The sequence below is a fragment of the Pelagibius litoralis genome, from assembly GCF_011683915.1.
Classification (GTDB): domain Bacteria; phylum Pseudomonadota; class Alphaproteobacteria; order Kiloniellales; family Kiloniellaceae; genus Pelagibius; species Pelagibius litoralis.
Window position 1 is genome coordinate 395600 of record NZ_JAAQPH010000001.1, and the last position, 14744, is coordinate 410343.

Genomic DNA, 14744 nt, shown 5'->3' on the forward strand with positions numbered 1-14744 from the left:
CTATGACCCGGCGGGCAGCGCGAGCGTGGCCATGGCCTGGGCGGCAATCCCTTCGCCGCGCCCCAGGAACCCGAGCTTCTCGGTCGTCGTCGCTTTGATGCTGACGCGTTCTTCCGGCAAATCGAGTAAGGAAGCCACCCTTGTGATCATGGCCGCGCGGTGCGGGCCGATCTTCGGCCGCTCGCAGATCAAGGTGAGGTCGACATGGCGGATATGGCCGCCGCGCGCCGCCACCATGTCGCGGGCATGGCTGATGAAGACGGCGGAATCGGCGCCCTTCCACTGGGGATCGTCGGGCGGAAAATGGCTACCGATATCACCGGCCGACAAAGCGCCCAGGATGGCATCGGTCAGGGCGTGCAGGCCGACGTCGGCATCGGAGTGGCCGACGAGCCCCGCCGAGTGATCGAGGCGCAGGCCACAGAGGGTCACGTGATCGCCGGGGCCGAAGACATGGACGTCGAAGCCCTGGCCGACCCGTGTTTCAAGGGAAAGACCGCCGCGCAGCCAGCGTTCGGCGCCTTCCAGGTCTTCCTGCGTCGTCACTTTGATGTTCTCCTGCCCCCCTTCTACCAAAGCCAGGGACAATCCTGCCAGTTCCGCCACCGCGGCATCGTCTGTCAAAGCCCTGTCGGCGACCGCACGATGGGCGGCGGCGATGTCGTCGTAACGAAAACCCTGGGGCGTCTGCGCGCGCCACAGGCCGTCACGGTCCTGGGTGCCCGCCACGCAGCCGTCGAGCCCGCGTTTCAGGGTGTCGACGACCGGCTGGGCGACAATCGCGCCGGCGGCGTGCTGCAGGGCGCCGAGCACCCGGCCGATGGCCTGCTGGCTGATGAAGGGCCGTGCGCCGTCGTGGATCAGAACCAGATCCGGAGCATCCTGTTCCAGGCTCTCCAGGCCCAGCCGCACCGAGTGTTGACGGCTGTCGCCGCCCGGCACCGGCGCGTCAAGCGGCAGACCCTCTGCCGCCTCGTCATAGAGATCCCGGTCATCCGGGTGAATCACGGCCCGCACCCGGCCGATTTGGGGATGGGCCAGAAAAGCGACCAGGCTGTGGCGTAACACCGGAACCCCGCCAAGTTTGGCGTACTGTTTGGGAAGTGCGCCACCGAAGCGCTGGCCTCGGCCGGCGGCGACGATCAGCGCTGCAGCCGTAGTCACGTGGAGGGTTCTCCGCCAAGCTTGCCCCGACGAGGGGACTCCGGATTTCATCAGCGGCGAGCCTAGTGTGTGATCTGGCTATTGAAAACAGTTAGATGGCCCTGGTGGCTCGGCCCGGAGGTGATGTATAGAGACGATCATGAACACGATGGTTCTGTCTCTTTCCGCCCTTATCTCGCTTTTGCCGGCGACGGTGCTGCCGTTTGCGCGCTCTGCGGTCAAGGCCGATCTGGTTTTCTGGCTGCTGCTGGGCGCCGCTATCGCCGGACCGACCGGTTACAGCCTGGCTGTCCTGGCCGGCCATTGGGAGAGCAATCTGCCGGCAGCCCTCTGGCTGGCGGTGGCGGTATCCCTGGCGCTCTATGCGCTTGTGGTGCTGTTGGCCCGGGAAGCCTTTCGCCTGGCGCCGCTCCTGCTGCCTTACGCGTTGGTTCTGGGCGCCCTGGGAACCGCCCTGGCGCCGCTCAACGTGGATCTGGGTCCGGCAACCGACGTTGACGCCTGGCTCGCCGTCCATATTGCCGTTTCGGTCGCTACCTACGGGCTCTGCACCCTGGCGGCGGTGGCCGCAGCCGCCGCTTTTATTCAGGAAACGGCTTTGAAGCGCCGATCCCCCAGCGGTTTCACCCGAATGCTGCCCTCGGTCAGCGATGCCGAGTGGCTGGTGCTGCGTCTGCTGATCGCTGCGGAAGTCGTTCTTGGCCTGGGCATCGTCACGGGGATTTCAAAGCTTTACGTATCTTCCGGGGCGATCCTGAACCTTGATCACAAGACTCTGCTGTCGCTTCTGGCCTTCCTGTTCATCGCGCTGCTGCTGTTCCTGCACCACCGCAGCGGCCTGAGGGGCCGCCGGGCGGCGCGTCTGGTGCTGATTGCCTACCTTTTGCTGTCCCTGGCTTATCCCGGTGTAAAATTCGTCACCGACTACCTTCTGGCCTAGGAACACAGCCAAGACCCTACCCAACGGTGAAAATTGCCCGTTTGGCGGGCAGAATTGCCGGACAAACCTCCAAATCCGGCTTATCGGCGTGACAGCGCCCAATATTTGTGCATCATTCGGCCGCTCGGGCACCACAGCTTTTCACGCCTGAGATAAAGGGAACGCGCAGCCGTCGGGCTCGGGCCGTCGGCTTTTGGGGAGCAGCACAGCGTGGCAATCGCCATCGGAAACCTGACTTTGAAGGAGCCGGTGATCCTCGCCCCCATGTCCGGGGTGACGGATCAGGTCTTTCGCCGGCTTGTGAAGCGCTTCGGCGCCGGTCTGGTCGTATCGGAGATGATCGCCAGCCAGGCGATGGTCCGCCAGATGCAGGACTCGGTGAAGGAATCCCGCAAGATGTCGGGCTCCTGCGATGACGAGTTTCCCCTTTCCCTACAGCTTGCGGGCAGCGATCCGGCGGTCATGGCCGAGGCGGCGAAGCTCAATGCCGACCGCGGCGCCGCGATCATCGACATCAATTTCGGCTGTCCGGCCAAGAAGGTAACCAACAAGGCCTGCGGCTCGGCCATCATGCAGGACGAACGCCTGGCCGGTGAAATCATGGCGGCGGTCGTCGAGGCGGTCGATCTGCCGGTGACGGTGAAGATGCGGACCGGATGGAACCTCGAGAACCGCAACGCCCCGGTGATTGCGCGGATCGCCGAGAACTGCGGCGTGCAGCTGCTGACCGTGCATGGGCGAACCCGCTGCCAGAAGTACGCCGGGCAGGCGGACTGGGATTTCGTCGGCGCGGTCAAACAGGCGGTGAAGCTTCCCGTGGTGGTCAATGGCGACATAAACAGCGTTGAGGACGCCGCCGAGGCGCTGAAGCGTTCCGGGGCGGACGGTGTGATGATCGGTCGCGGCGCCTATGGCCGGCCCTGGTTTCTGGGCCAGGTGATCGACTATCTGCGGGACGGCAGCTTGCCGAGCGAGCCGCCTTTGGCCCTGCGGATCGCCGTCATGCTGGAGCACTACGAAGGCCTGCTGGCGCTCTATGGCGCGCGGACCGGCGTGCGTATCGCCCGCAAGCACCTGGGTTGGTACGCCAAAGGATTGGATGGCGCGGCGGAATTCCGCGCCACGGTCAACCGTGAGGACGATCCGGCACGGGTTAAAGAGATGATCCTCGGGCTTTTTGAGCCCGGCCTGTCGTCCCGGGCGGCGTGATGGCCAAAGTCACCAAAATCTTTGCCAGGGGCGATGACGCCCAGGGGGATAGAGACGGCCATCTGCCTGATTCATCCGCAGTGCTTTCAGCCCTCGCGGTACCGCTTTTCGTTGTCGACGCCACAGGTTGCATCAGCTTTGTGAACCAGGCGGCGGAGCAGTTCTTTGCCTCCTCCAGGAACAGCCTCATCGGGCGGCCGCTCCTCGATCTGCTGTCGGAAGACAGCCCCGTTGTCGGGCTGATCCATCAGGCGCGCGCGGGGGAGCAGTCGATATCCGAGACCGGCGTAACCCTCACCGGTCCGAAAATAGGCTCCCATTTCGTCTCGATCGACGCGGCCGTGATGGCGGATTTCCCTGGCAGTGTCGTGGTGTCGATCAACGAGCGTTCCATCGCCCGCAAGATCGACCACCAACTGGTTCACCGCAGTGCTGCACGTTCGGTTACCGCCATGGCTGCGATGCTGGCGCATGAGGTGAAGAACCCTCTCTCAGGTATCAGAGGGGCGGCCCAGCTGCTTGAGCAGAATGCGGACCCGGAAGACCATCAGCTGACCCGGCTGATCTGCGAGGAGGCCGACCGGATCGTCGCGTTGGTGGATCGCATGGAGATGTTCTCCGATCAGCGGCCCTTGGCCCGCGAAGCCGTGAATATCCACATCGTTCTGGAGCACGTGCGCCGCCTGGCGGAAAACGGCTTCGCCCGCCATCTGCGTTTCGTCGAAAGCTACGATCCATCGTTGCCGCCGGTTTACGGAAACCGTGACCTTTTGATTCAGGCCATCTTGAATCTGGTGAAGAACGCGGCGGAGGCCGCCCCCCTGGAAGGCGGCGAGATAACCCTGTCGACCCGCTATCAACAGGGTGTCCGCCTCGCGGTGCCGGGCAGCGGCAGCCGCATCGACTTGCCGCTCATGCTGATCGTACAGGACAATGGACCGGGAATTCCCGAAGACCTGCAGCAACACCTCTTCGACCCTTTCGTGACCACCAAGGCCGGGGGCAGCGGGCTGGGCCTCGCCCTGGTCGCCAAGACAATCGGCGATCATGGCGGCGTAATCGAGTTTGACAGCGAACCGCGGCGGACGTCCTTTCGGGTGATGCTGCCGATGGCGCCTTCGGACAGCCTTGCGCCGGCCGAGAATGCGGAGGCCCCTGCAGGATGACTGCCGCAACGATCCTCGTGGCCGATGACGATAAGGCAATTCGGACGGTCCTGACCCAGGCCCTGGGGCGCCAGGGACACGTCGTCAGGACCACCGGCAATGCCGCCACCTTGTGGCAGTGGGTGAATGCGGGCGAGGGTGATCTGGTGATCACCGATGTCGTGATGCCGGACGAAAACGGCCTCGACCTCATTCCCCGCATCAAGAAAATCCGCCCCGGGCTGCGCATCCTGGTCATGTCGGCACAGAACACATTGCTGACCGCGGTCAAAGCCACCGAACGCGGCGCTTTTGAATATCTGCCCAAACCCTTCGATCTGCGCGAACTGGTGTCGGTGGTCAACCGGGCACTTTCCGAACCGGCCTCGGGCGGGGGAGCTTTGGTGCATCACGGCGAAGAGGAGGAGGAAAAGCTTCCGCTCATCGGCCGCTCGCAGGCGATGCAGGAAATTTATCGGGTCCTGGCGCGCCTTATGCCGACGGATCTGACGGTGATGATCTACGGCGAGTCGGGAACCGGCAAAGAGTTGGCAGCGCGCGCCCTGCACGACTATGGCAAGCGCCGCCGCGGCACCTTTGTGGCCGTCAACATGGCAGCGATCCCCAGGGAACTGATCGAAAGCGAACTCTTCGGCCATGAAAAGGGCGCTTTTACCGGCGCCACGACGCGGTCATCGGGGCGCTTCGAGCAGGCCGCCGGGGGGACTTTGTTCCTCGACGAAATCGGCGACATGCCCCTGGAAGCGCAGACGCGGCTGCTGCGTGTCCTCCAGGAAGGCGAGTATACGACAGTCGGCGGGCGCACGCCGATAAGGGCCGACGTGCGGATTATCGCGGCAACCCACAGGGATCTGCGGCAGATGGTGCGGCAGGGGTTGTTTCGCGAGGACCTGTTCTACCGCCTGAGCGTGGTGCCGATCCGCCTGCCGCCGCTGCGCGAACGCAGCGAGGATATATCCGAGCTCATCCGCCATTTCTTTGCCGAGGCGCAGAACGAGGGGCTGGCCACAAAGACCCTGGACGGCGAGGCCATGGAGGCCTTGCGTGCCTATCATTGGCCGGGAAACGTGCGCGAGCTGGAGAACCTGGTTCGCCGGTTGACTGTGCTCTATAGCCAGGAAACCATCGGCATCGACGTAATCAACAGTGAGTTGAGCGAGGTCGACGCCGGAACCTCGGAGCCTTCGACGGCGCCGGACTCGCTTGGCAGCGCGGTAGAGCATCACCTTCGATCCTACTTTGCCGCGCATGACGGCAACCTTCCGGCGCCGGGTCTTTATGACCGTGTTCTGCGGGAATTGGAGCGCCCTTTGATCGAACTCTCCCTTTCAGCGACACGTGGCAATCAAATTCGCGCGGCAAAATTGTTGGGCCTCAATCGAAATACTTTGCGAAAGAAGATTCGAGACCTAGACATCCAGGTGGTTCGCGGCCTTAAATAGCCTGTGGCAAATATACAACAGACGAACGACTCCGCCGGCCCCTCGGTCGAGGACATTGAAGTCGAAGGGATCGAAACGGTGGCCGGCCGCCCAGAGGGCGGCTGGACCGCTATGCTTCTGCGATGGGCGCGGAACATCAGGTTTGAGCGGACGCTGGCGATCTTCCTCTTGGTCGCCGGGCTGACCAGTGGGATTGCAACCTTTGTTGCAATGACCGGTAACCTCTCGGTTGTCGCCAACGCCGACCACATCCTGTTGCTTCTGCTGACCGACCTGGTCGTCATTCTCGGCCTGGCTGCCCTGATTACCCGGCGATTGTCGATTCTCTGGATCGAACGCAAGAAGGGGCGCGCAGGTTCGCGTTTGCACGGCCGTTTGGTGGCTCTGTTTTCCGTGGTGGCGGTGGCACCGACCATCCTGGTCGCGGCCTTCTCGGTCATCATGTTCGATCTGGGTTTGGAGTTCTGGTTCAGCGAACGGGTTTCCACTGCCATCAAGAACTCCCGTGCCGTTGCCGCAGCCTATCTTGACGAGCACCAGCAAACCATTGCGGCGGATGCTCTGGCCATCGCCCAGGTGCTGAACAAGGGCGGGCCGACGCTGGCCTACAACCCGGCGATCTTCAACAATGTCATGACCCGGCAGGCGAGCCTGCGCTATCTGACCGAGGCGGCGGTCTACGACAGATCCGGGCGCATGCTCGCACGCTCTTCCAGCTTCCTGTTGGCGTTCAATCCGGAAATTCCCGAATGGGCCTTTGAGCGGGCAAGCAGCGACGGCATGGCGATCATGACCTCGGAGGAAGAGGACCGGGTGAGGGCCTTGGTGCGCCTGGATCTCGCCGCCGATGCCTATCTCTATATCGGGCGCCTAGTCGATTCACGGGTACTGGGTCACATGGAGTCTACGCGCTGGGCGGTGCAGCGTTACGAGGAGCTCGAAGGCGATCGTTTCAGCCTTCAGATTACCTTTGCGCTGATCTTTCTGGTCGTTGCCCTGTTGCTGCTTTTGGTGGCCGTATGGATCGGCCTGGCTTTTGCCAATCAGCTCACGGGGCCGATCGGCAGTCTGATCGCCACTGCGGAGCGGGTCGGTAAAGGCGACCTGAAGGCGCGCATCCAAGGACCTGCCCGCCGCGATGAGATCGGCAATCTCTCCCGTGCCTTCAACAAGATGACCGGCCAGCTCGAGCGGCAGCAGGATGCGCTGTTGGAGGCGAATGCCGAATTGGATTATCGCAGCCGCTTTATCGAAGTTGTCCTTGGCGGGGTTTCCGCCGGGGTTATAGGCCTGGACGATGCGGGCCGCATCAACCTGGCAAACCGCATGGCCTGTGACTTCCTCTCGCTCGATGCCGAGGATCTCCGCGGGCAGCCTTTGCAGGACGTCTTTCCGGCAATGAGCGATCTGCTGGACAACGCGCGTCGACGGCCGAGGCGCCTGGCACAATCGCAGCTCACCATGCCCGACAGCAGTGGTGCGGAGCGGGTTTTGCTGGTGCGCATCTCCGCCGAGGTCGAAGCCGGCACGACCATGGGCTTCGTCGTCACTTTCGATGAGATTACCCAGCTTCTGGCGGCCCAACGTAAGGCCGCATGGTCGGACATCGCCCGCCGGATCGCCCACGAAATCAAAAACCCGCTGACCCCGATCCAACTGGCAGCCGAGCGTTTGAAACGCAAGTATGTGAGCCAGATTGTCGACGATCCGGAAACCTTCAAGGTCTGTACCGATACGATTGTTCGCCATGTTGGCGATATCGGGCGTATGGTCGATGAGTTTTCCGCCTTCGCCCGCATGCCGGCGCCGGCCATGCAGTCGGAGGACATTGCCAAGCTGGTCGAACAAGCAGCCTTTCTTCAGCGCACGGCCCACCACGATATCGCTTTTAAACTGTCGCTGCCGGATGAACCGATAATTTTGGCCTGCGACAGCCGACAGGTCGTACAGGCTTTGACAAATCTGATTCTGAACGGCATTGAATCAATCGAAGGTCGCCATTTTCGCGACGGGCCGAAGGCCCCGCCGGGCGCGCTGGAACTGAGGGTCCTGACGGATGACGGAAATTGTATTATTGAGATCCTGGACAACGGCAAGGGACTGCCGGTAGAGGACAGAAGCCGCTTGACAGAACCCTACGTCACGACACGTGAACGGGGTACAGGCCTGGGATTGGCTATAGTGAAAAAGATAATGGAAGATCACGGCGGCAACCTGATCTTGAAAGATAGAGACGGGGACGGGGCGGCAGTCAGTTTGATCTTCCCTCTTCGGGACGAATTGATCGAAGGCGGTTCGCAACATGAGGCCGAAGTGACTGCTGCGACGTCAGGCAGAGCGGTAGAGAGAGCGGCGGGCAATGGCTGACGAAATCCTGATCGTCGATGACGAAGCCGACATCCGTTTACTCATAAAGGGTATCCTAGAGGACGAGGGTTACGAGACGCGCGATGCCGGCGATAGTGAAACGGCCTTTGACATGCTGCGCGACCGCCGGCCCAGTCTCGTCGTTCTCGATATCTGGCTGCAGAACTCGAAGCTCGACGGTATGGAGATGTTGAGTGTCATCAAGCGGGAACACCCACTGGTGCCCGTGGTGATGATCTCCGGCCATGGCAACATCGAAACCGCGGTCAATGCCATCAAGCTGGGCGCTTACGATTTCATCGAGAAGCCCTTTAAGTCGGATCGCCTGCTGCTGATCGTTCAACGCGCGATCGAAGCGGCGCGCCTGCGCAGCGAGAATGAGGAACTGCGCCTGCGGGCCGGACAGCCCTCTGACCTTATCGGCTCTTCCCCCTGGTTTCACCACGTCAGCCAGGCTGTTCGAAAGGTCGCGCCGACCGGTAGCCGAGTACTCATTACCGGCCCCGCCGGCGCCGGCAAAGAGGTGGTGGCCCGGCAGCTTCATGCCCAGTCGCATCGCGCGGATGCCAGCTTTGTGGCGCTTAACTGTGCGACGATGCATCCCGACCGGTTGGAGTCTGAGCTTTTCGGCACGGCCCCGGGGCTCGACGGCAACGATTCTCCGGGAAAGGTTGGCACTTTCGAGCGCGCCCATGGCGGCACCCTGCTGCTTGACGAAGTCGCCGACATGCCGATGGAGACGCAGGGTAAGATCGTCCGCGTTCTTCAGGAACAGACCTTCCAGCGCGTCGGTGACGACCGCCGGGTTGCCGTCGATGTAAGGGTTATCGCCGCCACCAACCGCGATCTTCCCGATCTCATCGAAGACAGCCGCTTCCGCGAGGATCTGTTCTATCGCCTGAACGTCGTTCCCATCGAGGTTCCGGCTCTGCGCGAACGCCGCGAGGACATTCCCGATCTTGTTGCCTTTTTCATGGAACGCGCCGCCGAAAGCGCCGGTTTGCCGCCGCGTTGTTTGAGCGACGATACCCTGGCAGCGCTCCGGGCCTACGATTGGCCGGGAAACGTGCGCCAGCTTCGCAATGTCATTGAATGGGTCCTGATCATGGCGCCCGGGGGGGCCCAGGATCCAGTACGGCCGGATATGCTGCCGCCGGAAATCGGCGCTTCGGCACCCGCCTCGCTGCCCGGCGAGACCGGTGAGGAGATCATGTCGTTGCCGCTGCGCGAAGCCAGGGAAGTGTTCGAGCGCAAGTACCTTGAGGCACAGGTCATGCGTTTCGGCGGCAATATCTCGCGGACGGCAACTTTCGTCGGCATGGAACGTTCCGCTCTGCACCGCAAGCTGCGCTCTCTCGGCGTAGGTTCGGTCGATCGGGCCTGAGTGTGGTAGCGGGGACGAACTAACCTATGCAAGTTAACCTATGAAGGTCATCATCTGCGGTGCCGGCCAGGTCGGTTTCAATATTGCGCGCTACCTTTCGAGCGAAAACGCCGACATCACGGTCATCGATCAGTCCCGTGAGCTGATCGAGAAGATCACCGATTCCCTCGATGTGAAGGGGCTTGTCGGCTTTGCCTCGCACCCGGACGTTCTGGAGAGTGCCGGGGCGGCAGACGCCGAAATGGTCATCGCCGTGACCTACGCCGATGAGGTCAACATGGTGGCCTGCCAGATCTGTCATTCCATCTTCGAGGTGCCGACGAAGATCGCGCGCGTGCGCGAACAAAGCTATCTCGACCCGCTCTGGTCCGATCTGTTCAGCCGCGACCATATGCCTATCGACGTGATCATCTCGCCGGAGATCGAAGTCGCCAAGGCGATCGAACGGCGTCTTCAATTGCCCGGTGCCTTCGATGTGCAACCCCTGGCCGACGGCAAGGTCAGCCTGGTCGGTCTGCACTGCACGGAAGACACGCCGGTCATCCATACGCCGCTGCGCCAGCTGACGGCCCTGTTTCCCGATCTTCATATCGTGGTCATCGGCATATCGCGCGAGGGTCAGGGATTCGTACCGACACCAGACGATGACATGCGGGTCGGCGACGATGTCTACCTGGTCGCCGATACCAGCCATCTGGCGCGCACAATGGCGGTTTTCGGCCATGAGGAAAAAGAGGCGCGCCGCGTGATCATCGTCGGCGGCGGGAACATCGGCCTGAACCTCGCGACGGCGGTTGAGAACAACCACCCGCAGGTGAACCTCAAAGTGATCGAGGTGGACAAGCGCCGGGCGGAGACTGTCGCGCAGGCGCTGCAGCGCACCGTCGTCATTCACGGCGATGCCCTGGATACGGAGATCCTTGAGGAGGCCAACGCCGCCATTGCCGAGACCGTCATTGCCGTCTCCAACGACGACGAGGTGAACATCCTGACCTCGCTGTTGGCCAAGCGTTATGGCTGTAAGCGGGCGGTTACGCTGATCAACAAGACATCCTATGGACCCCTGATCGGCACGCTGGGAATCGACACGGTCGTCAGCCCGCGGGCAATTACGGTGTCGACGATCCTGCAGCACGTGCGGCGCGGGCGGATCCGTTCCGTACACTCCCTGAGCGAAGGCTTCGGCGAGGTGATCGAGGCGGAGGCTCTCGAGACCTCAAGTCTGGTCGGTGTGCCGATCCGCGAGGCCCGCCTGCCGGAGGGGGTGATCGTCGGAGCCATCGTGCGCGGGAACGAGGTCATTATTCCCCGCGGCGATACGATCACGCGGGCCAATGATCTGGTGGTTATCTTCGCGCGCTCCGAGGCGGTTAAGAAGGTCGAGAAGCTCTTTGCCGTGAAACTGGAGTTTTTCTAGACCTTATCGCTATCCCGCACCGATCCGGATCTGTGCAGTTAACATCGAGGAAAGACGTCGCCCATGCCCCGCCAAGCTTATGTCAACGGCCGCTACCAACCCCACAGCGATGCGGCTGTTCATATCGAAGATCGAGGATACCAGTTCGCTGACGGGGTCTACGAAGTGGTGCCGGTCTACAACGGCATTCTGGTGGACGAAGACCTCCATTTCGACCGCCTGGACCGTTCGCTTGCCGAACTGCAGATCGAGGAGCCGATGTCGCGCCCGGCACTGAAGCTGGTGGCGCGTGAGTTGATGCGCCGAAACGGCCTCTCCAACGGCTTTGTCTATATGCAGGTCACCCGCGGCGTGGCCCCGCGCGACCACAAGTTTCCCAAAGATTCCCGGCCGGCCCTGGTTTTGACCACGCGGCAGATGAAGCCGCACAGCCCACAGGTACTGGCCGAGGGATTGAAAGTCATCACAGTGACCGACCAGCGCTGGGACCGCTGCGATATCAAATCGGTGTCGCTGCTGCCCAATGTTCTGGGCAAGCAAGCCGCCGCCGAGGCCGGGGCCTACGAAGCCTGGCAGGTCGACGGGGACGGCATGGTGACCGAGGGAACCTCGACCAACGCCTGGATCGTGACCGGCGACAACAAGGTGGTGACCCGTGACGCCACCCACTCGATTCTGAACGGCATCACCCGCATCACCCTGTTGGAGCTCATCAAGGCCGAGGGTTACTCACTGGAGGAACGATCCTTCTCGGTCGCGGAGGCCCAGGAAGCGCGGGAAGCTTTCCTGACCTCCAGCACCTCGTTCGTGCTGCCGGTGACCCAGCTCGACGGCAAGCCCATCGGCAACGGCCACCCTGGTATCCTGACCGGCAAACTGCGTCATCATTACATGGACTATATGCAGACGCTGCGGAAGAGCGCGTGAAGCTGGCGCGCCCCCGTGCCGTTATATTCGACTGGGATAACACCCTGGTTGATAGCTGGGCGGTCATCCACCACGCTTTGTCTACCACCTTTGAGGCTTTGGGCGAGGAACCCTGGACCCTGGCGGAGACGCGCCAGCGGGTGCGCAAGTCGGCGCGTGACAGCTTTCCGGAGCTTTTCGGCCCGCGGGCGGGGGAGGCGACCGAGGTTTTCTACCGCACCTATGAAGCGGATCATCTGGCGCAGCTGAATCCGCTGCCCGGGGCCGAGGCGATGCTGCAGGGTCTGGCCGAGCTGCCCGACCTGAAACTGGCCGTCGTCAGCAACAAGAAGGGTACACTGCTGCGCAAAGAGGCCCTGCATCTCGGCTGGGAGCGGCATTTTGTCTCGCTGGTCGGTGCCAACGATGCGGAACAGGACAAACCGGCGCCGGAGGTGGTGGACTTCGCCCTGGCCGGCAGCGGGATTGCGGCCGGCCCCGGCGTCTGGTTTGTCGGCGATACCGATATCGACCTTGTTTGTGCGGAGAACAGCGGTTGTACCGCAATCCTGTTGCGGCCCGACGCGCCCGCCGCGATGGAGTTCGACGGAACGGCTTTGGATTTTCATGTTCCGGACTGTGCCGGCTTTTCCGAACTGGTTATCCAAAGCCTGAAATAACAAGAGGTTGAATTCAGCTTCATCGCACACATTTTTGCAGTGCGGATGAATTTCCATTTCACGGAAGCCGTGGTAAGGAAAGCTGCAAGTCGGCGCCGACTGAGGTATCCTCTCGGACTCGACAAAGTGTGATTGACCGCGTTATTTTGGGTGTACGAAGGCTGGTCAAGAATAAATAAGCCGTGTCTAAGAAAAACAATAAAGGTGCGAAAAATGGCCGCTGAAAAGAATCAAAGCGTGCAAGATGTATTCCTCAATCATATTCGCAAGAATAAGGTTCCAGTGACTGTGTTTCTGGTCAACGGCGTGAAGCTGCAGGGAATTGTTACGTGGTTTGATAATTTTTCTGTTTTGCTTCGCCGCGATGCGCACTCACAGTTGGTCTATAAGCACGCAATTTCGACCGTGATGCCGGCGACTCCGGTCCAGCTTTTTGAGCCCTCCAAGGAAGAAGAAACTGCCGAGGGCTAGCTTCGGTGGCAGTCTTTGAGAACCGGCAGCATCGAGCCGCCGGTGTCTAAGCCGAAATCGCGGGTTTTCTGTCTTTTTGAAAAGAGGGGCGGCGCTCTGTGCTGCCACCAGCGATGACTGATTCTGCCCTGGTTTTACACCCGGATATCCTGCGCCCCGGCCATCCGCCCGGTCTGCGGGCCCCTGAAGCGCGTCTTGACGAAGCGGTCGGCCTGGCCGCGGCTATCGGCCTGAAAGTTGCCCACAGTGAAGTCGTTGCGGTGAAGCAGGTTCGGCCCGCGACGCTGGTTGGCGGTGGCGTGGTGGAACGCTTTCAGGAGACAATCGCCGAAAACGACATCACTGTCGTAGTGGTCGACACCGCGCTCAGCCCTGTCCAGCAACGCAATCTGGAGCAGGCCTGGGATTGCAAGGTCATCGACCGCACCGGTCTGATTCTGGAGATCTTCGGCGCCCGGGCCCGCACCAAGGAAGGCAAGCTGCAGGTCGAGCTGGCCGCCCTCAGCTATCAGCGCTCGCGCCTCGTGCGGTCCTGGACCCATCTGGAGCGCCAGCGCGGCGGCGTTGGTTTCATGGGCGGCCCCGGCGAAAGCCAGCTTGAAATCGACCGCCGGCTGATCACCGAGCGGATTACACGGCTCAAGAAAGAATTGGTTCAGGTTCAGCGGACCCGCGGCCTGCACCGCGGGGCACGTCAACGGGTTCCCTATCCGGTGGTTGCCTTTGTCGGCTACACCAACGCCGGCAAATCGACCCTGTTCAACCGCCTGACCGAGGCGAAGGTCCTGGCGCGCGATCAGCTCTTTGCCACCCTGGATCCCACCATGCGCCGCGTGGTGTTGCCCTCCGGCCAGGTGGTGATCCTTTCGGATACCGTTGGTTTCATCTCCGACCTTCCGACCGATCTGGTGGCTGCCTTTCGGGCGACTTTGGAAGAGGTTTTGGAAGCCGATCTGATCCTGCATATCCGCGACGCGGCCCATCCCGACAGCCGGGCCCAGCAGGCGGACGTTCAGGCCGTTCTGGCGGACCTGGGTGTCTCGGAAGGGGCCGAGCACCTCTTTGAGGTTCTGAACAAATGCGACCTGCTGTCGACCGAGGAGAAGGCCCGGCTTGCGCTGCGCGACGCCGAGCAGCCAAAGGCGGTGCTTTGCTCAGCCCTGACCGGCGAGGGTTGCGACCAGCTGCTGGCCATGATCGATAACGAACTCTCCGCGAAACGGCTGCAGGTGGCTCTGTCGCTGCCTCTGTCCGAGGGGGCGGCGCTGTCCTGGCTATACGACCATGGCGAAGTGCTGCAGCGGCGCGACGACGGCCTGGGTTGCCAACTGGATCTGAAAATCGCTCAGAACGACTTGCAGCGCTATCTTAAGAAATTCCCGGAAATCGCAGCGAAAAATGAAGAATTACTGCGAATCTACGGCAATCGGCGGCAGATTAAGGAAAAGCAGCTGGAGAGCGGTTGACTCTTCGCTGGCGGACTTCTATATGCTGCCTTAGCACTCACTTGATGTGAGTGCTAACAGAGGGTGATCGGGGGGCCGTCCTGGCAGCTTTCCATCAGCCTCAACTGATCCAATCAAACTCACACAGGGTGG

At 61.8% G+C, this 14744-nt stretch carries 12 protein-coding genes; 11 read left to right on the forward strand and 1 reads right to left on the reverse strand.

Annotated elements, in window-relative coordinates; genetic code table 11:
* Positions 1 to 1164 carry a bifunctional 2-C-methyl-D-erythritol 4-phosphate cytidylyltransferase/2-C-methyl-D-erythritol 2,4-cyclodiphosphate synthase gene (locus HBA54_RS01955; protein ID WP_322095958.1) on the reverse strand — a complete coding sequence of 388 codons (1164 nt, stop codon included), beginning with the start codon at positions 1162 to 1164 and terminating at the stop codon, positions 1 to 3.
* Between the two features lie 139 nt (positions 1165 to 1303).
* Here HBA54_RS01955 and ccsA point away from each other — a divergent pair, with 139 nt between their 5' ends.
* The 11 genes from ccsA to hflX all read left to right on the forward strand — a co-directional run bounded on the left by ccsA (position 1304) and on the right by hflX (position 14612).
* A complete protein-coding gene (ccsA, locus tag HBA54_RS01960; RefSeq protein ID WP_205944348.1) occupies positions 1304 to 2104 on the forward strand; it encodes a cytochrome c biogenesis protein CcsA in 801 nt (266 codons plus the stop codon).
* Between the two features lie 210 nt (positions 2105 to 2314).
* On the forward strand, positions 2315 to 3313 hold the full coding sequence (dusB, locus tag HBA54_RS01965; protein WP_167220772.1) for a tRNA dihydrouridine synthase DusB: 999 nt from the start codon (positions 2315 to 2317) through the stop codon (positions 3311 to 3313).
* Positions 3313 to 4479, forward strand: a complete 1167-nt coding sequence (locus HBA54_RS01970; protein WP_167220774.1) for a two-component system sensor histidine kinase NtrB — start codon at positions 3313 to 3315, stop codon at positions 4477 to 4479. The genes dusB and HBA54_RS01970 overlap by 1 nt, the downstream gene beginning before the upstream one ends.
* A complete protein-coding gene (gene ntrC / locus HBA54_RS01975) occupies positions 4476 to 5921 on the forward strand; it encodes a nitrogen regulation protein NR(I) (RefSeq protein ID WP_167220776.1) in 1446 nt (481 codons plus the stop codon). The genes HBA54_RS01970 and ntrC overlap by 4 nt, the downstream gene beginning before the upstream one ends.
* A gap of 3 nt (positions 5922 to 5924) precedes the next feature.
* Complete coding sequence (locus HBA54_RS01980; protein WP_205944349.1) at positions 5925 to 8288, forward strand: sensor histidine kinase NtrY-like; 2364 nt, start codon at positions 5925 to 5927, stop codon at positions 8286 to 8288.
* Positions 8281 to 9672, forward strand: coding sequence for a nitrogen assimilation response regulator NtrX (gene ntrX / locus HBA54_RS01985; protein WP_167220778.1), 1392 nt, complete (start codon positions 8281 to 8283; stop codon positions 9670 to 9672). Before HBA54_RS01980 ends, ntrX begins: the two co-directional genes overlap by 8 nt.
* 40 nt (positions 9673 to 9712) lie before the next feature.
* A complete protein-coding gene (trkA, locus tag HBA54_RS01990; RefSeq protein WP_167220780.1) occupies positions 9713 to 11089 on the forward strand; it encodes a Trk system potassium transporter TrkA in 1377 nt (458 codons plus the stop codon).
* Positions 11090 to 11152: 63 nt separating this feature from the next.
* Positions 11153 to 12016, forward strand: coding sequence for a D-amino-acid transaminase (locus HBA54_RS01995; protein ID WP_167220782.1), 864 nt, complete (start codon positions 11153 to 11155; stop codon positions 12014 to 12016).
* Complete coding sequence (locus HBA54_RS02000; RefSeq protein ID WP_167220784.1) at positions 12013 to 12675, forward strand: HAD family hydrolase; 663 nt, start codon at positions 12013 to 12015, stop codon at positions 12673 to 12675. The genes HBA54_RS01995 and HBA54_RS02000 overlap by 4 nt, the downstream gene beginning before the upstream one ends.
* Positions 12676 to 12888: 213 nt before the next feature.
* Positions 12889 to 13146, forward strand: coding sequence for an RNA chaperone Hfq (hfq, locus tag HBA54_RS02005; protein WP_167220786.1), 258 nt, complete (start codon positions 12889 to 12891; stop codon positions 13144 to 13146).
* Between the two features lie 113 nt (positions 13147 to 13259).
* A complete protein-coding gene (gene hflX / locus HBA54_RS02010) occupies positions 13260 to 14612 on the forward strand; it encodes a GTPase HflX (RefSeq protein WP_167220788.1) in 1353 nt (450 codons plus the stop codon).
* Positions 14613 to 14744 lie beyond the last annotated feature (132 nt).